Annotated in this window: 17 protein-coding genes; 10 read left to right on the top strand and 7 right to left on the bottom strand. The window is 75.4% G+C overall.

The window, feature by feature from the left end; all coding sequences use genetic code 11:
• Window positions 1-40 precede the first annotated feature (40 nt).
• From pyrH to Ae717Ps2_RS13070, 4 genes are all read left to right on the top strand, one after another.
• On the top strand, window positions 41-787 hold the full coding sequence (pyrH, locus tag Ae717Ps2_RS13085) for a UMP kinase (RefSeq protein WP_020625403.1): 747 nt from the start codon (window positions 41-43) through the stop codon (window positions 785-787).
• Between the two features lie 73 nt (window positions 788-860).
• Window positions 861-3,764, top strand: coding sequence for an RNA helicase (locus tag Ae717Ps2_RS13080; protein WP_075333442.1), 2,904 nt, complete (start codon window positions 861-863; stop codon window positions 3,762-3,764).
• A 114-nt stretch (window positions 3,765-3,878) separates the two neighbouring features.
• The gene (locus tag Ae717Ps2_RS13075; protein WP_075333441.1) at window positions 3,879-4,823 is read left to right on the top strand and encodes a DUF4333 domain-containing protein; all 945 of its coding nucleotides are present in this window, start codon (window positions 3,879-3,881) and stop codon (window positions 4,821-4,823) included.
• Window positions 4,824-4,890: 67 nt separating this feature from the next.
• Entirely contained in the window at window positions 4,891-6,156 is a 1,266-nt protein-coding gene (locus tag Ae717Ps2_RS13070) for a GNAT family N-acetyltransferase (protein ID WP_075333440.1), read from the top strand.
• A gap of 119 nt (window positions 6,157-6,275) precedes the next feature.
• Here Ae717Ps2_RS13070 and Ae717Ps2_RS13065 read toward each other — a convergent pair whose 3' ends face one another.
• Entirely contained in the window at window positions 6,276-7,052 is a 777-nt protein-coding gene (locus tag Ae717Ps2_RS13065) for a cyclopropane-fatty-acyl-phospholipid synthase family protein (protein WP_083702356.1), read from the bottom strand.
• A gap of 66 nt (window positions 7,053-7,118) precedes the next feature.
• Between Ae717Ps2_RS13065 and Ae717Ps2_RS13060 the strand changes: the two genes are divergently transcribed.
• Window positions 7,119-7,721 carry a helix-turn-helix domain-containing protein gene (locus Ae717Ps2_RS13060; RefSeq protein ID WP_233147542.1) on the top strand — a complete coding sequence of 201 codons (603 nt, stop codon included), beginning with the start codon at window positions 7,119-7,121 and terminating at the stop codon, window positions 7,719-7,721.
• Window positions 7,722-7,742: 21 nt separating this feature from the next.
• On the opposite strand, the gene Ae717Ps2_RS13055 is transcribed toward Ae717Ps2_RS13060, so the two are convergent.
• Complete coding sequence (locus tag Ae717Ps2_RS13055; protein WP_198932177.1) at window positions 7,743-9,101, bottom strand: M20 family metallopeptidase; 1,359 nt, start codon at window positions 9,099-9,101, stop codon at window positions 7,743-7,745.
• Window positions 9,098-10,063: a 5'-3' exonuclease gene (locus Ae717Ps2_RS13050; RefSeq protein ID WP_075306332.1), complete on the bottom strand. Its 966-nt coding sequence runs from the start codon at window positions 10,061-10,063 to the stop codon at window positions 9,098-9,100. The genes Ae717Ps2_RS13055 and Ae717Ps2_RS13050 overlap by 4 nt, the downstream gene beginning before the upstream one ends.
• Before the next feature lie 70 nt (window positions 10,064-10,133).
• Here Ae717Ps2_RS13050 and Ae717Ps2_RS13045 point away from each other — a divergent pair, with 70 nt between their 5' ends.
• The 5 genes from Ae717Ps2_RS13045 to Ae717Ps2_RS13025 all read left to right on the top strand — a co-directional run bounded on the left by Ae717Ps2_RS13045 (window position 10,134) and on the right by Ae717Ps2_RS13025 (window position 14,692).
• Window positions 10,134-10,988 (top strand): GAF and ANTAR domain-containing protein, encoded by an 855-nt coding sequence (locus tag Ae717Ps2_RS13045; RefSeq protein WP_075311786.1) that lies wholly within the window; start codon window positions 10,134-10,136, stop codon window positions 10,986-10,988.
• Between the two features lie 129 nt (window positions 10,989-11,117).
• On the top strand, window positions 11,118-12,245 hold the full coding sequence (locus Ae717Ps2_RS13040) for a Xaa-Pro peptidase family protein (protein WP_020622649.1): 1,128 nt from the start codon (window positions 11,118-11,120) through the stop codon (window positions 12,243-12,245).
• A gap of 139 nt (window positions 12,246-12,384) precedes the next feature.
• On the top strand, window positions 12,385-12,579 hold the full coding sequence (locus tag Ae717Ps2_RS13035) for a PspC domain-containing protein (protein ID WP_075311787.1): 195 nt from the start codon (window positions 12,385-12,387) through the stop codon (window positions 12,577-12,579).
• Window positions 12,580-12,884: 305 nt separating this feature from the next.
• Window positions 12,885-13,691, top strand: coding sequence for a PIG-L deacetylase family protein (locus tag Ae717Ps2_RS13030; protein ID WP_075306334.1), 807 nt, complete (start codon window positions 12,885-12,887; stop codon window positions 13,689-13,691).
• Between the two features lie 224 nt (window positions 13,692-13,915).
• On the top strand, window positions 13,916-14,692 hold the full coding sequence (locus Ae717Ps2_RS13025; protein ID WP_075333439.1) for a polyprenol monophosphomannose synthase: 777 nt from the start codon (window positions 13,916-13,918) through the stop codon (window positions 14,690-14,692).
• A 26-nt stretch (window positions 14,693-14,718) separates the two neighbouring features.
• Here Ae717Ps2_RS13025 and Ae717Ps2_RS13020 read toward each other — a convergent pair whose 3' ends face one another.
• From Ae717Ps2_RS13020 to Ae717Ps2_RS13005, 4 genes are all read right to left on the bottom strand, one after another.
• Window positions 14,719-16,473 carry a DUF885 domain-containing protein gene (locus Ae717Ps2_RS13020; RefSeq protein ID WP_075306338.1) on the bottom strand — a complete coding sequence of 585 codons (1,755 nt, stop codon included), beginning with the start codon at window positions 16,471-16,473 and terminating at the stop codon, window positions 14,719-14,721.
• A 114-nt stretch (window positions 16,474-16,587) separates the two neighbouring features.
• Window positions 16,588-16,929 carry an RNA polymerase-binding protein RbpA gene (locus tag Ae717Ps2_RS13015; RefSeq protein ID WP_020627709.1) on the bottom strand — a complete coding sequence of 114 codons (342 nt, stop codon included), beginning with the start codon at window positions 16,927-16,929 and terminating at the stop codon, window positions 16,588-16,590.
• Window positions 16,930-17,169: 240 nt separating this feature from the next.
• Window positions 17,170-18,483, bottom strand: coding sequence for an MFS transporter (locus Ae717Ps2_RS13010; RefSeq protein ID WP_075333438.1), 1,314 nt, complete (start codon window positions 18,481-18,483; stop codon window positions 17,170-17,172).
• A 64-nt stretch (window positions 18,484-18,547) separates the two neighbouring features.
• Window positions 18,548-19,315, bottom strand: coding sequence for a glycerophosphodiester phosphodiesterase family protein (locus Ae717Ps2_RS13005; protein WP_075306341.1), 768 nt, complete (start codon window positions 19,313-19,315; stop codon window positions 18,548-18,550).

The following is a 19,315-nucleotide window of genomic DNA, read 5'->3' as shown; positions in this document are numbered from 1 at the left end:
CGGATCGGGTCGGGCGGCACTGAGGAGCGGGTCGGGACAGATGAAGTACAACCGGGTGGTCATCAAGCTCAGCGGACAGGCGATGGCCGGTGCCGACGGCTTCGGGTTCTCCGCGCAGGCCCTCGCCCACCTCGCCGACCAGATCCGGCAGATGCGCGCGCTCGGGGTGCAGGTCGCGGTCGTCGTCGGCGGCGGGAACGTGTTCCGCGGCAACCGGTCCGAGACCTGGGGGATCGACCGCGTCGAGGCCGACAACATCGGCATGCTCGGCACCGTGATCAACGGCCTCCTGCTGCGCGGCAAGCTGTCCGCCGGCGGCGAGGAGAACGTCCGCGTCATGACCGCGATCCCGATCAACGCCGTCGCCGAGCCGTTCCTGCGGCTGCGCGCCAAGCGGCACCTGGAGAAGGACGCGATCCTGATCTTCTCCGGCGGCAACGGGCAGCCGTTCATCACCACCGACTACCCGAGCGTGCAGCGCGCCCTGGAGATCGGCGCGGACGCGCTGCTGGTGGCCAAGCACGGCACCGACGGCGTCTACGACACCGACCCGCGCACCAACCCCGACGCCCGCCGCTACGAGCGCCTGCCCTACGACGAGGTGCTGTCGCGCCGGCTGGCCGTGATGGACCAGACCGCGTTCATCCTGGCCCGCGACCACGGCCTGCCGCTGCACGTGTTCGACATCGAGAAGGACGGCCTGATGGCCGCCATCTGCCGTGGCGAGCACCACGGCACCGAGATCAACCCGGACATCGTCGAGGCGGAGTTCGCCCGGCCGGAGTAGGCCGGCGGTCACACGTGGCCCGGCTCACCCTGTGACGGAGCAGGGTGTCGGTGCCGTGTGACAGCCTGGGGCGGTGAATGGTTCCGCCGACCCGGCCGCCGCGTACGCGGCGGCGAAGGCCCGCGCCGCCTACCCGCGGCTGGCCGAGTTCACCGGTCTGATGCCCTTCGACCTGGACCCGTTCCAGCGCGAGGCGTGCGAGGCACTGGAGGACGGCCACGGTGTCCTGCTGTGTGCGCCCACCGGCGCCGGGAAGACCGTCGCGGGCGAGTTCGCCGTGCACCTGGCCCTGTCCGAGGGCCGCAAGTGCTTCTACACCACGCCGATCAAGGCGCTGTCGAACCAGAAGTACGCCGACCTGGTCGCCCGCTACGGCGCGGACGCGGTCGGCCTGCTCACCGGCGACACCGCGGTGAACGGCGACGCCCAGGTGGTCGTGATGACCACCGAGGTGCTCCGCAACATGATCTACGCCGACTCGGACAAGGCGGCGAACCGGCGGCTGGACCACCTCGGCTACGTGGTGATGGACGAGATCCACTACCTGGCCGACCGGTTCCGCGGCGCGGTCTGGGAGGAGGTCATCCTCCAGCTGCCCGAGCACGTCGCGGTGGTGGGTCTCTCGGCCACGGTCAGCAACGCCGAGGAGTTCGGCGACTGGCTGGTCGAGGTCCGGGGCGACACCCGCGTCGTGGTCGACGAGCACCGCCCGGTGCCGCTGTGGCAGCACATGATGGTCGGCAACCGGCTGTTCGACATGTTCGGCGAGCGGCGCACCCCCGGCGGGCCCGGGGAGGTCGTCGTCGACCCGGAGCTGGTCCGCTACACCCGCGAGATGGCGCGGCGGGACTTCACGACCTCCCGCGCCGCGGACCGGGCGGGCGATCGCGGTCCGCGCGGGCGGGGCGGCCCGCAGCGCGGACGCACCCGGGGCGGGAAGACCGACTCCACGGCCGTCGTCGGGAGGGGGCCGCGCGGGGGCGGGCCGTCGCGCGGGGGGTTCCGGCCGCCGTCGCGGGTGCAGGTGATCGACCGGCTCGACCGCGAGGGGCTGCTGCCCGCGATCACGTTCGTCTTCTCCCGGGCCGGCTGCGACGCCGCCGTCGGGCAGTGCGTGCGGGCCGGGGTGCGCCTGACCGTGCCCGAGGAGGTCGACGAGATCCGCCGGATCGTCGAGAAGCACACCGGTGACCTGCCGCAGGCCGACCTGGGTGTGCTCGGGTACTGGGAGTGGCGCGAGGCGCTGGAACGCGGCGTCGCCGCCCACCACGCGGGGCTGCTGCCGGCGTTCAAGGAGACCGTCGAGGAGCTGTTCGTCGCCGGCCTGGTGCGCTGCGTGTTCGCCACCGAGACCCTGGCGCTGGGCATCAACATGCCCGCCCGCACCGTCGTGCTGGAGCGGCTGGTCAAGTACAACGGCGAGGCCCACGTCGACCTCACCCCCGGCGAGTACACCCAGCTCACCGGGCGCGCCGGGCGGCGCGGGATCGACGTCGAGGGCCACGCCGTCGTGCTCTGGACCCCCGGCATGGACCCGGAGCAGGTCGGCGGGCTGGCCTCCACCCGCACCTACCCGCTGCGCAGCTCGTTCCGGCCCGTCTACAACATGTCGGTCAACCTGGTCGGGCGCCTCGGCACCGACGCCGCCCGCGAGCTGCTGGAACGCTCCTTCGGGCAGTTCCAGGCCGACCGGTCGGTGGTCGGGCTGGCCCGGCGGATCGACCGCAACAACGAGGCCCTGGAGGGCTACCGGGAGGCGATGACCTGCCACCTCGGCGACTTCGCCGAGTACGCCGACCTGCGGCGGCGCATCTCCGACCGGGAGAAGTCGCTGCGTCGCCAGAACACCGTCGCCGCCCGGGACGAGGCCACGGAGTCGCTGCGCGAGCTGCGCCCCGGCGACGTGATCGCGGTGCCCTCGGGCAGGCGCGCCGGGATCGCCGTGGTGCTCGACCCGGGGATCGGGGCGGTGTCGGCCGCGGGCCGTGACCCCGAGGTCCGGCCGCTGGTGTGCACCGAGGACCGGTGGGCGGGGCGGCTGTCGGCCGCGGACTTCCCGGACGTGGTGGAGGTGCTGGGCCGGATCAAGCTGCCCAAGCGGGTGGAGCACCGCTCCCCGCAGGTCCGCCGGGACCTGGCCGCCTCGTTGCGCGCCTCCCGGCTGGGGGAGGGGCGCGCCGTCGGGCGTCGTCGCCGGCCCGGGGTGCAGGACGACCCGGAGCTGTCCACGCTGCGTCGGGCCCTGCGGGCGCACCCCTGCCACGGCTGCGACGACCGGGAGGCGCACGCCCGCTGGGCCGAGCGGCACGCCCGCCTGGAGCGGGAGACCGAGTCGCTGCGGCAGAAGGTGCGGGCCACGACGCACTCGCTGGCCCGGGCGTTCGACCGGATCCGGGCGCTGCTCGCCGAGCGCGGCTACCTCGTCCCGGCCGGGGAGACCGAGCCCGGCGAGGAGGAGATCACCCCGCACGGCCGGATCCTGGCCCGGCTGTGGGGCGAGTCGGACCTGCTGGCCGCCGAGTGCCTGCGGCACGGCGCGTGGGACGGCCTGGAACCCGAGGAGCTGGCGGCGGTCGTCTCGGCGCTGGTCTACGAGTCCCGTCGGGACGACGCCCCGATGCCGCGGCTGCCCCCCGGCCCGGTGTCCGAGGCGCTGGAGCGCACCGTGCGGCTGTGGGAGGAGCTCGACGCCGACCAGCGCCGGCACAAGGCCGAACGCACCCGGGCACCCGACCTGGCCTTCGCCTGGCCGATGCACCGGTGGGCCCGCGGGGAGTCCCTGGCGCAGGTCCTGGAGGCCGCCGAGCGGAACGGGCACGAGCTGTCCGCGGGTGACTTCGTACGCTGGACCCGGCAGGTCCTCGACCTGCTCGACCAGATCGCCGGGGTCGCCGGGCGGTCGAGCCCGGTCGGGAAGGCGGCCCACCGGGCCTCCGGTGCCGTCCGGCGCGGTGTGGTCGCGGCCGGTATGCAGTAGCGGTCACCGGCACACGGCACCAGCGCACGGCACGAACGGACGGCCACGAACAGCGGCCACGAGCACGGCCACAGGCAGCAGGAACGACGAGAGAGACGGGCGGACGAGTAGGCGATGAACAACCCGCAGGGACCGGACCGGCATCCCGAGGATGCCGCGGAGCGGACCGGGGAGATCCCCGCCTGGGGCACGCCACCGCCCGGCGGGTGGGGCGCGGACCCCGAGACCACCGGAGCCTGGTCCCCCGAGCGCGACGACCGTGACGGCTGGGCCACCCACGGCAGCACCGACGCGGGCTGGGACCCGGCCACGGCCCGCCGGGACGCCACCCACGACGCCGGCGGCGCGCCCGTGCAGGGCACCGGCGGCTGGGACGCCGTCCCGCCCGCCGGCGGGCGTCACAGCGGCGACACCGGCGGCTGGGCCGCCCACGCCGGATCGGCCCCCGGCGGCGACACCGGGGACCGGACCCGCGCCGAGCCGCTGTGGGGCGACGAGGCGGGCACCGGCACCGATACCGGCACCGACGGCGGGTGGGCCGTCCCGACCGGGCGCCGCGCCCGTCGCCGGGCCGCCGGGGCCGGAGCCCCCACCGACGCCGTGCCGGCGTCCTCGCCCGGGTCGCCCTGGGCCGACGCGCAGTCCACCGCGGCGGTCCCCGCCGACGGCGGGGCCGGTGCGGGCGGGTGGCAGAACCCCGGCCCCGGCGAGGACGAGCCCTGGGTGTCGCGGGACGCGGTCCGCTCCCCGTCGAGGACCCGGGTGTGGATCCTGGCCGGGATCGGCGCCGTGGTGGTGGCCGCGCTCGTCGTCGGTGCGCTGTTCTGGGCGGGCGTGCTCGGCAGCGACCGGCTCGACCGCACCGCGCTGCAGGCCGGGGTCACCCAGGTCCTCACCCGGGACTACGGCCTGCAGGTCGGTGCGATCGCCTGCCCGGAGGACGTCGAGGTGTCGGCCGGCACCCGGTTCACCTGCCAGGCCGTCGTCGACGGCGAACAGGTCGAGGTCCCCGTGGTCGTGACCAGCGACCAGGGCGACTACCAGGTCGGGCGGGTCTGACCGGGCCGCGGTGACGGCCGGCTAATCGGCTGGCGCGCGGGGCGCGCGGGCGCGAGGCTCGTCGGATGTGAGCACCGATGCCCCGTTCGCCCCGCACCCCGCCCCGCCGACGGTCGCCCCGCACACGGTCCGCACCCTGACCGACCCCGCCGACCGGCGGCGTGCGTTCGACCTGTTCCTGGGCACCCTGCACCACGGACCGATCACCGACGACGCGTGGGAGGCCCACGGCCAGGCCGCCGAAGAGCACTGGCTCGGCGTCACCGACCCCTCCGGCGCGATCGTCGGCTCCGCGTACTCCTTCCCGACCCGGCTGACCCTGCCCGGCGGGACCCGGATCCCCGCGGCCGCGGTCAGCGGCGTGGGGGTGCGACCCGACAGGACCCGCGCCGGGCGGCTGACCGCCCTCATGCGCGCCCAGCTGAGAGCGGCCCGCGACCGCGGCGACGTCGCCGCCGTGCTCCGCGCGTCGGAGGCCACCATCTACGGCCGCTACGGCTACGGCGTCGCCTCCCGCGGCGACCACGTCCGGGTCACGACGGGCGCCACGTGGCGCCCGGAGGCCCCGGCCGGGGGCGCGGTGCGGATGCTCGACCCCGACGAGGCGACCGCGCTGCTGCCCGACCTGCAGGAACGCCTCGCCGCGCACCGCCCGGGCGGGATGACCCGCTCCGCGCGCTGGTGGCGGCGGGTGCTGCGCCCCGCTGGCCCGTCCGCCGGGGAGTACAAGGGCGTGGCGGTGCACACCGGCACCGACGGCGTCGACGACGGGTTCGTGGTGTGGGGCGTCTCCGAGGGCGACCTGGCCACCGGCGCCACGGACGAGGTCCGCCTGCAGCAGCTCTGGGCCGCCGGGCCCGCCGCGACGGCCGGGCTGTGGCGGTTCCTGACCGGTCTCGACCTGGCCGGTGCGGTGATCGGCTGGGTACGCCCCCTCGACGAGGACCTCGACCTGATGCTGACCGACTCCCGGGCCCACCGGGTCACCGGGCGCGGCGACGACCTGTGGCTGCGCCTGCTCGACCCGGGCGCGGCGCTGAGTGCCCGCACCTGGGGGCCGGGCGACCCGGTCGTGCTGCGGGTGCACGACGCGTTCCTCGGCGACACCGGCACCTGGCGCCTCGCCGGCGGCGCCGCCGAGCCCGCCGCGGCCGCCGATCCGGACCTGGAGTGCACCGTCGACGCGCTGTCGGCGGCGTTCCTCGGCGACCGGTCGCCGTCGTCGCTGGTGGCGGCGGGGCGCTGGAGCGAGCGCACCCCCGGAGCGGCGGTCCGCGCGGACGCGCTGTTCGCGGTGCCCGGCCCGGCCCCGTGGTGTGGCACGTTCTTCTGAGCGCGGCGGGCGACCCGGATCCGGCAGCTCCTGCCCCCGCCGGCGACCCGATCCGTCCCGATCCGGCGCCACCGGCCCGGCGGCCGGGGCGGACGAACGGGGCGGGACGGACGGGGCGCTCAGGCCCGGCGGCGGGCGCGCACGACCGCGTCGTGCCCGGTCACCGTGCTCCCGTCGGGCAGCGTCACCGGCCGCGGACGGGCGTCGGCGACCAGCACCTCCCACCGGTCCGGGTCGAGAGCCCCGGCGAGCTCGTGCTCGTCGGGGAACATCTCCGGCTCGGGCGGGCGCGGGATCCCCGCGGCCAGGTCGCGCGGGTGGTGCAGCACCAGCAGCAGGGTCCCGCCGGGCGCGACGGCGTCGGCGAGCACGGCGTACAGCGGGCGGCGCACGTCCGGGGGCAGGTGCAGGAACTGGGCGGTGACCAGGTCGTAGACGCCCGCGGCGGGCGGGTCGGAGCGCAGGTCGGTCGCGGTGAGGGTGACCGCGTCGGTGACCCCGGCCCGTGCCACGGCGGCCCGGGCCCGCTCCAGCGCGACGGGGGAGACGTCGACGGCATCCACCCGCCATCCCCGCGCGGCGAGCCAGACCGCGTCGCCGCCCTCCCCGCAGCCGACGTCGAGGGCCCGCCCGGGCGGCAGGTCCGCGGCCTCGGCGACGAGGGCGGCGTTGGCGTCGCCGCTCCACAGCTGCGGGCGGGTGGCGTAGTGGGTGTCCCAGAACGCCGCGGACCAGCGGTCCTCGGTCACGGTGGCTCCTCGGGTGGGTGCAGAAGAGGGAGTGGGTGTGCGGGGTGCAGCGGTGCCGGCGGTGAGCCCGTGCGGGTCGCCGCCGACGAGCGCGGCGACCCGGCGCTCGGAGGCGGCACCGAACGGGTCCGTGGGGGAGGGCGTCATGGCACCAGCGTGCGCGCCACGACGCGGAGCTGGCAAAGCTCGTTGCCGAAGTGGCAAACTGCCCGGGTGGACGAGGCGATCGCGGACACCCTGGCCGGCGTCGGCCCCCGGCTGGCCGGGCTGCGCACCGCGCAGGGCATGACCCTGGCCGACCTATCGGAGGCCACCGGCATCTCGGTGAGCACGCTGTCACGGCTCGAGTCCGGCGGGCGCCGCCCGACCCTGGAGCTGCTGCTGCCGATCGCGGCCGCCCACCAGGTGCCGCTCGACGAGCTCGTCGCCGCCCCACCGGTCGGCGACCCGAGGGTCCGGCTGCGGCCGCGCCGGGCCAACGGGATGACCGTCGTGCCGCTGACCGAGCGGCCCGGTGGGCTGCAGGCGTTCAAGATGGTCATCCCGTTCCGCGGCGACGAGCCCGACCCGCGGGTGCACGAGGGCTACGAGTGGCTCTACGTCCTCGACGGCAGGCTGCGCCTGGTCCTCGGCGGGCACGACGTCGTGCTCGGCCCGGGGGAGGCCGCCGAGTTCGACACCCACGTCCCGCACTGGTTCGGCTCGGCCGACCGCGACCGCGCCGTCGAGCTGCTCAGCCTGTTCGGCCCGCAGGGCGAGAAGATCCACACCCGCGCGGCGCCCCGCGACCGCCGTCCCGGCAGCACCGACGACTGAGCCCCACCCGGGGAGAACGGCTCACTCGAAGAACGCGGGCACGTCCACCGGGCCGCCCGCCTCGGCGAACTCCGCCGCGACCGCCTCGCGCAGCGCCGCGTCGTGCAGCAGGTCGGCCACCACCGTCGCCAGCCCGGCGGCTCCGTCGAGGACCGCACGGTCCCCGGCCGCGCCCGCCGCGGCCTCGGCGAACCCGGTGGTGTGCAGTGCGGTGCCCGGCTCGGCGATCGCGATCATCGGGTGGATCGAGGGCACCCGCAGCGAGACGTTGCCCAGGTCGGTCGACCCGGTCTCGGACTCCGGCACCACCCCGCGCGGGTACACCGTGCGCCCCCGCCCGGCCTGGGCCACCGCCCAGCGCGCGGCGAGGGTCCGGTTGTGCCGGATCGGCAGGTACGGCGGGCGGGGGTCCCAGTCCAGGGTGTGACCGCAGCCGGTCATCGCCGCCGCCGCGACCACGATCGCCTCCACCCGGGCGGTCAGGTCCCGCAGCGTCTCCGGGTGCTGCGAGCGCAGGTAGTAGCGCGCCGCCGCCCGCTCCGGGACGACGTTGGGTGCCTGCCCGCCGTCGACGACGACACCGTGCACCCGGTCCCCGTCGGGGATGTGCTGGCGCAGCATCGCGATCCCCTGGTACCCCATGACGACCGCGTCGAGGGCGTTGCGGCCGCGGTGCGGCTGGGCCGAGGCGTGCGCGGCCACCCCGTGGTAGGTCACCTCGAGCTGCCGGCGCCCCAGGAACGGGTGGTCGGCGATGTCGTGGGCGAACGGATGCAGCATCACCGCGGCGTCGACGCCGTCGAAGGCGCCGTCGCGGGCCATCGTCTCCTTCCCGCCGCCGCCCTCCTCGGCCGGTGTGCCGAGCAGCACCACGGTGCCGCCCACCGGGTGCGCCGCGAGCACCCGCGCGAGCGCCAGGAACGCCCCCACCGCCGCCTCGCAGATCACGTTGTGCCCGCAGGCGTGCCCGATGCCGGGCAGCGCGTCGTACTCGGCGAGCACCGCGACCGTCGGGCCCTCCCCGGAGCCGAGGGTCGCCCGCAGCGCCGTGTCCAGCCCGTGCACGCCGACGGCCGCGTCGATCCCGTGCCCGGCCAGCAGCGCGGCCACCGCGGCGACGGAGCGGTGCTCGGAGAACGCGGTCTCGGGGTGGGCGTGCAGGTCGTGCGACAGCGCCAGCAGCTCGTCCCGCAGCCCGTCGACCGCGGACGCCGCCGCCTCGCGCACCGCGGCCGGGGCGCCGTCGTACGGAGAGGTGATCGGCTCGGCCGCAGCCGCGCGCACCGCGGTCTCCCGGGCCACCGCCTCGTCGTACGCCGACGACGGCGGGACCGGCAGGCAGTGGTCGTGGTCATGGTCGTGCTGGTCGTGGCGGGTCACGACGACGCCGCCGCGTCGAGGGCCTTGCGCAGCCGCCCCACCGAGGACTCCAGACCCCACCGCGCCGCCAGCTCGTCGAGCCGGTCCGGGTCGGCGAACGCCACCGGGAGCACGTCGTCGCGGCTGAGGTCCACCTCGGCGTCGGTCCGCACCCGCACCACCGGCTCGACGACGTCGAGGTAGTCCCGCGCCGCGGCCAGCTTCGCCCGCGGCCCGGCGCCGATCCGGGGGTCGCCGTCGCCGACGGCGGCCAGCAGCTCCGCCCACGAGCCGAACCGGCCCACCAGCGTCGCCGCGGTCTTCGCGCCGACCCCGGGCACGCCGGGCAGCCCGTCGGAGGGGTCCCCGCGCAGCATCGCCATCTCCGCGTAGGCGGCACCGGCCCGCTCCGGGGGCACCCCGAACTTCGCCGCGACGTCGTCCGGGCCCAGGTTCTCGGCCTTGTTCAGCCCGCGGCCGATGTAGAGCAGCCGCACCGGCGGGGCGTCGCGCACGATCTGCATGAGGTCCCGGTCCCCGGACACCCCCAGCACCGGGTCGACGGCCTCGCGGTGGGCCAGGGTCCCGATCACGTCGTCGGCCTCGCAGCCCGCGGCCCCGCCGGTCGCGATCCCGGCCGCCGCCAGGACCTCCATGATCAGCGGCACCTGCGGGGCGAGCGTGTCCGGCACCTCCTCGGCCACCCCGGCCGGGACCTCGTCCCCGGCCCGGCCCGCCTCCACCCGGTGCGCCTTGTACGACGGCAGCGCCGCCACCCGGAACGCCGGCCGCCAGTCCAGGTCCAGGCAGGCAACCAGCCGCGCCGGGCGGTGCTCGGTGACCAGCCGCGCGATCATGTCGGTGAACCCGCGGACCGCGTTCACCGGCGTCCCGTCCGGGGCGGTGACGCTCTCCGGGACGCCGAAGTAGGCACGGAAGTACATGCTCGCGGAGTCCAGCAGCATCAGCGGGCGCTCACTCATGCCGAGAGTCTGGCACCGTCGCCGTACCCGGGTGGGCGCCGGACCCGGCCGGACCGTGCAGAATGTGGTCGTGGAGAACAGCGGAACCACTACGAGCAGCGGACCTGCGGCGGCCGCCGCGGGAGACGAGGACTGGAGCGCCGAGCGCGCCCTCTTCGTGGCCGCCGAGCAGCGCGGCGGGCCCGCCGAGGCCGCCCTCGCCGAGACCGGTCCGCTCGCCCGCGAGTTCACCGCCCTCACCACCGCCCTGCTCGCCTCCGGCTCGGTCGCCGACGTCCTCGCCCGGATCGTCGCGGCGGTCCGCCGGGTCGTGCCCGGCGCGGACATGGTCAGCGTCACCCTCCGCGACGAGGACGGCCGCTTCCACACCCCCGTCGAGACCGACCCCGCCGCCTCGTCGATCGACGAGGCCCAGTACGCCAGTGGCCTCGGACCCTGTGTCGAGGCCGCCCGCGCGGACGGCCCCGCGCTGGCCTCCGCCGACGACCTCACCACCGAGACCCGCTGGACCGACTTCGCCCGTGCCGCCGTCGGGCACGGCTACCACTCGGTGCTGGCGGTCTCGCTCATCCCCAACGCCGAGCCGCCGCGGCTGCCCGGCGCGCTCAACGTCTACGCCACCGAGCGGCACGCGTTCACCCCCGAGGACCGCGACCGCCTCATGCTGCTCGCCACGCACGCGTCGCTGGCCCTGGCCACCTGCGTCGCCGTGTCCAGCTCCGCGCTCCAGGAGACCCAGCTGCGCCAGGCCATCGTCTCGCGCGACGTGATCGGCCAGGCCAAGGGCATCCTGATGGCGCGCCGCGGACTCACCGCCGACGAGGCCTTCGACGTGCTCCGCCGCACCTCCCAGGACCTGAACGTCAAGCTCGTCGAGCTCGCCGGGACCGTCACCGCGCACCCGACCGCCCTCGACACCGACTGACCCGCCGACCGGCTCCGCGGGCGTCCGGTCACGCAGCGCGTCCGGCCGCGCTCCGGCCGCCGCCCGGTCCACGCCGCGGTGCTCCGGGTGGCGGTCGTGTACCCCCCGTGCCCGCCTACGCTCACGGTCATGACCGATGCCGTCCCCACCGAGCTGTTCGCCGACCGGCTGCGCCGTGCCGGCGAGCACGCCGCCGAGCAGGGCTCCGACGTGCTGTTCCTGACCCCGGGAACCGACCTGCGCTACCTGACCGGGTTCGACGGGTCCTCGCACGAGCGCCTCACCTGTCTGATCGTCCCGGCCGCCGGGCACCGGGCGCCGCCCGCGCTCGTCGTCCCGTCGTTGGAGGCGCCGGGGTTCGCGGATGTGCCGCTGGAGGCCCTCGGCATCGACCTGGTCACCTGGACCGACGGGGAGGACCCGTACCTGCTGGTCAGTGACCTCGCCGGCGGTCCCACCCGGATGTCGGTCGACGACGACATGCCCGCCCGCCACGTCCTCGGCCTGCGTCACGCCTTCCCCGACGTCCCGCAGTACCTCGGCGGCACCGTGCTGCGCGAGCTGCGCATGCGCAAGGACCCGGCCGAGATCGATCGCCTGCGCGAGGCCGGCGCCGCCATCGACCGGGTGCACCGGCGGATGGGCGAGTTCCTGCGCCCCGGCCGCACCGAGGCCGAGGTCGGCGCGGACATCTCCGCCGCGATCGTCGCCGAGGGCCACACCGAGGCCGCGTTCGTCATCGTCGGATCCGGACCCAACGGCGCCAGCCCGCACCACGACGTCTCCGACCGCGTGATCGAGCCCGGCGACGTCGTCGTCATCGACATCGGTGGTCCGCTCCCCGGCGGCTACAACTCCGACTGCACCCGCACCTACGCCGTCGGCGGCGAGCCCGGCGCGGAGGTCAAGGAGACCTACGCGGTGCTGCAGGAGGCCCAGGAGCGCGCCGTCGCCGCGGTCCGGCCCGGCGCCACCGCGGCCGACATCGACCGCGCCGCCCGCGAGCACATCGCCGCCGCCGGGCACGGTGAGCACTTCATCCACCGCACCGGGCACGGCATCGGGCTCGACGTGCACGAGGAGCCCTACATCGTCGACGGCAACGACCTCGTCCTCGCCGAGGGCATGACCTTCTCCGTCGAGCCCGGCATCTACCAGGCCGGCAGGTGGGGCGCCCGGATCGAGGACATCGTCGTCGTCACCGCCGACGGCGTGGAGCGGCTCAACACCACCGCCCGCGACCTCGTCGTCCTGTAGCGCCGTCCTGTAGCGCCGCCTCTGCAGGGTCTCCGGGTGCGTTCGGGGTCACCGTCGGGGTGTTCCCCGAGCGCGCCGGGGCCCGGTGGTGCCAAGGTGGGGGAGGTCCGATCCGCACCACCAAGGAGCACCCGTGAACATGCCCGTGTCCCAGCGCCTCGTCCGTCCCCGCAACGGGAATGTGATCGCCGGGGTGTGCGCCGGGCTGGCCGACCGCTTCGGGTTGGGCCGCAACACCGTGCGGTTCCTGTTCGTGTTGTCCTGCCTGCTGCCCGGCCCGCAGTTCGTCATCTACCTCGCGCTCTGGCTGATCATGCCGAAGAGCACGGTCTGACCAGCGCCGATCGAGGGCTGACCGAGCTCTGACCGAGCGCTGTGAGCGCCGTCGCGGGACCCGGTGTGGACCCGCGACGGCGGCCCTGCCATCATCTCCCGCGTGATCGACCCGACGACCGCCACCGCCGCCGCGCGCCCCGTGCGTGCCGCCGCGTGTCGCTGTCGTCGGGGTCCGTCCCCGCGCGGCTGACACCGCCGTCCCGGCTCACCGTCCGTGGACCGCTCCCGCCGCCCGGGTACCGACCCGCTCCGGACCGACGTCCGTACCGGCCACCCCGGCCCCGCACGCGAAGCGATCACCAGGTGCACACCCTCTCCGGCCAGACCGTCCTGGCCCTCCACGCCCACCCCGACGACGAGTCGATCTTCACCGGCCTGACCCTGCGCCGCCTCTCCGACGCCGGCGCCCGCGTCGTGCTCGTCATGGCCACCGGCGGTGACCTCGGCGGCTCCCGGCTCCCGCTGGAGCCCGGCGAGACCGTTCCCGAACGCCGCCGCCGCGAGCTCGCCGACGCCGCAGCGCTGCTCGGCGTGCACCGGCTGGTGCTGCTCGGGCACCGCGACTCCGGCCTGCCCGGTGGCGAGGGCCTGCGCCACCCGCAGGCACTCGCCGGTGCCGACCCGGTCGCGCTCGGCCGCGCCGTCGCCGAGATCGTCGACGCCGAGGGCGCCGGCACCGTCCTGCACGACGACGACGCCGGCATCTACGGCCACCCCGACCACCGCGCCGCACACGCCGCGGGCGCCATCGCCTGCTCGCTCACCGGTGCCCACGGCTACCGGATGACCGTCGACCGCGAGCACCTGGCGCTGGCCGCGCGCGACCGGCACCTCGTCCACGGCGCCGCGCACGCCGCGGGCGTCGGCTACGGCCGGGTCACCGCGGAGATCGCCGTCGCCGTCGGGGGCGGGCCTGCCGAGCTCGCCGTCAAGCGGGCCGCGATGCTCGCCCACGCCAGCCAGATCGCGCCCGGCTCGGTCGACGAGGAGAGCTTCGCCGCCACCTACGGCTACGAGTGGTTCCTCCCCGGGGAGAACACCGGCGGCCGGGTCGGCGGCGGGGTCCTGGAGGCGCTCGGCAACGCCCACCTGCTCGCCGGGACCCGCTGACCGCCGCCCCCGTCCCTGCCCCGGCACCGACCGCGTCCGGGCCCGGGTGCGATCCCCTGTCCGGTTCCGTGGCAGAAGCCACCGCGTCGGGCGATCGCACCGCTCCACTACGCTGTCCGCACGACCGCGCTCGGCCACAGCACGACGAGCGGTGACCGAACAGGTGCGGTCCGTACGGGTAGGGTCGTCCGGTCGACACCGATCGGGCGGGGGAGAGGACGAGCATGGTCGAACCGCCGGGCCCGGTCCTGGTCGTGGTTCCCACCTACGACGAGCGGGAGAACCTCGGTCCCGCCGTCGCGCGGCTGCACGCCACGCTGCCCGACGCCGACGTCCTCGTCGTCGACGACGCCAGCCCCGACGGCACCGGCGAGCTCGCCGACTCCCTCGCCGCCGCCGACGAGCGGATCAGCGTCCTGCACCGCTCCGGCAAGGACGGCCTCGGCGCCGCCTACCTCGACGGCTTCCGGCACGCGCTGACCGGCGAGCACCAGGTGGTCGTCGAGATGGACGCCGACGGCTCGCACGCCCCCGAGGACCTCCCCGCGCTGCTCGCGGCGCTGGCCGACGCCGACGTCGTCCTGGGTTCCCGTTACGTGCCCGGCGGGCGCGTCGTGAACTGGCCCTGGCACCGCGAGGTCCTCTCCCGCGGCGGCAACCTCTACTCCCGCCTCGCGCTCGGTGTCCCGCTGCGGGACATCACCGGCGGCTACCGGGTCTACCGGCGCACGGTGCTCGAGCAGCTGCAGCTGGACTCGGTCGCCTCGCAGGGCTACTGCTTCCAGGTCGACATGGCCTGGCGGGCGCTGCAGGCCGGATTCCGGGTCCGCGAGGTCCCGATCACCTTCACCGAGCGTGAGCGCGGCGCCTCCAAGATGAGCGGCGGCATCGTCGCCGAGGCGCTGTGGCGGGTCACCTGCTGGGGGCTGTCGCACCGGCTCGGCCGCGACATCCCCCAGCACCCCGCGGGCCCGGTCACCGAGGGCGCCACACACGGCTGAGCCGCGCGCGGCGCCCCGGTGCGCCGTCAGGCGCGCGCTGCCGGCAGCGCCGCCAGCTCCGGCACCAGGTCGTCGAGACCCAGAGTGCCCTGCGCGAGCGCGGCGGCGTGCCACGCGGCCAGGTCGAACTCCTCGCCGCGCGCGGCGTGCGCGGCCCGCGCCCGCTCCCGCCCGGTCAGCCAGGCCCGCTCACCGAGCTTGTAGCCGATCGCCTGGGCCGGACCGCCGAGGTAGCGCAGCAGCTCCGAGTCGGCCATCGCGTCCCCGCCGCCGACGTGCCGGCCGAAGAACTCCCGTCCCAGCTCCGGGGTCCACCGCAGACCGGGCCCGACCGGGGAGTCGTCGGGGATCGGCAGCGACAGGTGCATCCCCAGGTCGATCACCACGCGCACCGCGCGCAGCATCTGCGCGTTGAGGTAGCCCAGCCGCGAGCCCGGGTCGGTGTGGTGGCCCAGCTCGTCCATCAGCAGCTCGGCGTAGAGCGCCCAGCCCTCCACGTCCGCGCTCACCGCGCCCACCAGCGACGTCTGGAACGTCGACAGCTCCCGGCTGCGCACCGCCCACGACGCCAGCTGCAGGTGGTGACCCGGGACGCCCTCGTGGTACCAGGTGCTGATCAGGTCCCACAGCGGGTAGCGGTCGTCCTCGCTCCGGGGCAGCCAGGTGCGGCCCGGACGGGAGAAGTCCAGCGCCGGCGGTGTGTAGTACGGCGCCGTCGCACTCCCCGCGGGCGCCAGCCGTGACTCGACCTCCCGCAGCCGGCCGGACAGGTCGAAGTGGACGCCGTCGAGCTCCGCGATCGTCTCGTCCATGATCTTCTGCAGGTGCGCCCGGGCGGCCTCCCCACCGACGACGACCCCGGTCGTGCCCCCGTCGGTCTCCAGGAGCTCCATCGCCTCGCGCACGCTGCCGCCGGGCACGATCCGCGCGGCCTCGACGGCCATCTCCGCGCGGATCCGGTGGAACTCCGACCAGCCCCACTCGTAGGCCTCGGTGGTGTCGATGTCGGCGCCGTTCCAGAACCGGTTCGCGATCCGGTACCGGTCGGGGCCCACGCCGTCCGGGGTCCCCGCGGCGGCGGGCAGGTACTCCGCGGCCAGCCAGTCCCGCAGCTCGCCCAGCGCGGTCGTCGCCTCCTGGGCGCCGCGGTCCAGGTCGGCGCGCACGGCGTCACCGACGGAGGCCTCCGCGGCGAACGCGGCGAACCAGCCGCGGCCGCCCGCGTCGCGGTTCCAGGCGTCGATCTGCTCGGTCACCCGCACGACCTGGCGCGGCGCGGCGAACAGCCCGCGACGGCATCCCTCCGCCAGCGACGCCCGGTACCCGGCGAGTGCCTCGGGGACCCGGGTCATCCGCGCGGCGACGGTGGCCCAGTCCTCGTCGCCGTCGACGGGCATGAGGGTGAACGCGGTCCGCAGGGTCGCCAGCGGGCCGAAGAGCTCCTGCACCGCGCGCAGGGGCTCCCCGGAGGTCAGGTGGTCGAGCTGGGCGCCGAGACGCTCGCCCAGCAGCCGCGCGCAGCGACGCTCGTCGGGGTCGGCCGGCTCCCGTGCGCCCGTGGTGGCGTCCAGCCGGTCCAGGGTCTCCCGGCAGACGGCGACGAGCGCGGCGGTGCCGTCGGGGGACAGGTCGGGCAGCTCGTCCTGCCGCGCGGTACCGCCGAGCTCACCGGCGAGGATCGGGTCGAGCTCGGTGAGGCGCCGGACGTGGTCGTCGGCGAGGTCCCGGACCGCCCGGCTGGGGCGTGCGGTGCGGTGGGTCCCGGTCTGCGTGTCGTTCATCGCCGGTCATCATGCCCGGACGCCATGGAGCCCGGACCCCCTGAGGGGTCCGGGCTCCATGATCACCGCGGTCACCGGGCGGTGGTCCGGTATGTGCCTGTGGCGCGGCCGGGATCAGGCGATCTCGGCGCGCCGCTCGCGCAGCAGCTCCAGGCGCTCGTCGAGCAGCTCCTCGAGCTCGGCGATCGACCGGCGCTCGAGCAGCATGTCCCAGTGCGTACGCGGCGGCTTCTGCTTCTTCTGCTCCGGCTCGGTCCCGTCCACCCGACGACCGACGCCGCCCTGCGGGGACTCCCACGTCGCGGGAGCCTCGGCGTCGTTCGCGAACGGCACCTGGAACTCGTAGCCGGACTCGGACACATAACGGACCATCTGCCGCGGCGCCAGGTCGTGGTTGCGGTCCGTCTCGTAGCTGACAGCCCCGAGCCGGCTGCCACGCAGAACGCGGTCGGCCATGCGTCACCCTCCTGTAGCGCGATGTCGAGGGAGCACCTCGACGGTTACGTCTCCGCCACCGGGTGTAACGTGCGTAGAGCTAGGATATTCCGGCGGCAGGGCAGAACGGACCGCTCGAGTTACCTCGCGGTAACCCGCTCTGCGCCCGATTGACCAGTGTTCCCTATCGCCGCCATCTACACACTCTGATGTGACGTGTCAGCCATGTGTGATGGTGCTCACGTCGACGTCGACGAGTGTTCACACGGCGGACCGGACCGGTGCACGGTCGGGGGAGCGCACCGGCAGCAGCGCGACCAGTCCCGCCGCCAGGACCAGCACGATCCCGACCGTCCCGGCCCGGTCGGAGCCGAACGCGTAGGTGAACACCCCGATCAGCGCCGGCGCCAGGAACGACACCGCGCGCCCGGTCGTCGCGTACAGGCCGAACAGCTGGCCCTCCTGCCGCGCCGGGCTGACCCGCAGCAGGTACGACCGCGACGACGCCTGCGCCGGCCCCACGAACAGCCCCAGCACCAGCCCGAAGATCCAGAACATGGTCGGACCGGACACGAACAGCAGGACCACGCCCACCGCGACGCTGCCGGCCAGCGACCCCACGACCACGGCCTTGGGCCCCAGCCGGCCGCCCACCACGCAGCCCAGCGCCGCGACCACGTTGATCGCCACGCCGAAGATCAGCACCTGTCCCGGCTCCAGGCCGTACACGGTGACGGCGAGGACCCCGCCGAAGGCGAACACCGCGTTGAGGCCGTCCCGGTACAGCGCGCTCGCCCCGAGGAAGTACACGGTGTGCGGGCTCGTCCGGTACAGCTCGCGCAGGTCGGCCACGAGCCTGCGGTACGAGCCGACGACGCCCAGCTTCGGCGCGTCCGGCGTCGCCGGCGGTGTCTCGGGCAGCAGGAGGAACATCGGCGCGGCGAACACCGCGAACCACACCGCCGCCACCAGCACCGCGATCCGCACGTCGAGGCCGTCGGTGGTGGGGACACCGAGCAGCCCGCCGTCGCCGGACAGCAGGAACACGTACACCGCGAGCAGCAGCACGATCCCGCCGATGTAGCCCAGCGACCAGCCGAATCCCGACACCCGCCCGACCGTCGCCGGCGTCGACACCTGCGCCATCAGCGCGTAGTAGGACACGTACGCCAGCTCGACGAAGATCGACGCCAGGGCCAGCAGCAGCAGACCCAGCCACAGGTAGGACCAGTCGTCGCGGACGGCGAACATCCCGGCCATGCAGAGCACGACCAGTGCCGTCCACAACCCGGTCGCGCGCACCCGCCGGCCCGTCCGGTCCGCGCTCTGCCCGATCACCGGCGCCATCAGTGCGATCAGCACCCCGGCCGCGGCCGTCGACCAGGCCAGCCAGCTGTTCGCGCTGACCGTGCCGGGCAGGTCCGCCCCGACCGCGTCGGTCAGGTACACCGAGAACACGAAGGTCAGCGCGATGTGCTGGAACCCCGACGAACCCCAGTCCCACAGCCCCCAGGCCCACACCCGGGATCGGCGGGGCGGGGCCGGCTCTGCGGTCGGGACGGTCGAGGCGGTCACGGCGCGAGCGTATCGACGCCCGCGGGACCCGGCCTCCGATCATCTACGCAGACGCCCACCCCGGTCAGCTCCCGACGACGTCGAGCAGCCGGTCCGGCCGGTCGGACAGCAGCCCGTCCACCCCGAGGGCCAGCAGCCGTCGCATCTCATCGGGCTCGTCCACCGTCCACACGTGCACCTCGTGCCCGGCCCGGTGCGCCGCCTCGACGAACCGCCGGTCCGAGGCCACCGGGATCGGCCCGAACGCCGGTGGCACCTGCGCGAACACCCCCGCCGGCGACGGCAGCAGCCGGCCGGGGACACCCCACGCGCGGGCCCGCAGCGCGACCACCTCGGCCTGCCCCATCGACGTGCACAGCCGCGCCCCGGCCAGCGTCCGGGCGACGTTGAGCCACCGGGCGGAGAACGAGCCCAGGCACACCCGGTCCCAGGCGTCGGCGGCGTCGAGCACCGCCAGCGTCGGCGCGACGACCTCGGCCGACTTCAGCTCGATCGTCACCCGCACCCCGGGCAGCGCGGCGAGCACCCCGGCCAGCCGGGGCAGCGGCTCGGTGCGCTGTGCCCCGGTGACCCGCACGGTGTCGAGCTCCGCTGCGGGGCGCGCGTCGATCCGGCCGGTGCCGTCGGTGGTGCGGTCCAGCGTCGGGTCGTGGTGCACGAACGGCACCCCGTCGGCACTGGCGTGCACGTCCATCTCGACGTAGCGCAGACCGTGGTCGGCGGCGGCGGTGAACGCGGCGACGGTGTTCTCGCAACCTGCGAGCTCCCCGACGTGCCAACCGCGGTGGGCGTAGGCGCGCGGGTGCGGACCGTCGAGGTACGGGTGGTGCAC

The sequence above is a fragment of the Pseudonocardia sp. Ae717_Ps2 genome (genome assembly GCF_001932475.1).
Taxonomy (GTDB): domain Bacteria; phylum Actinomycetota; class Actinomycetes; order Mycobacteriales; family Pseudonocardiaceae; genus Pseudonocardia.
This window is presented reverse-complemented; position numbering and strand designations above follow the sequence as displayed.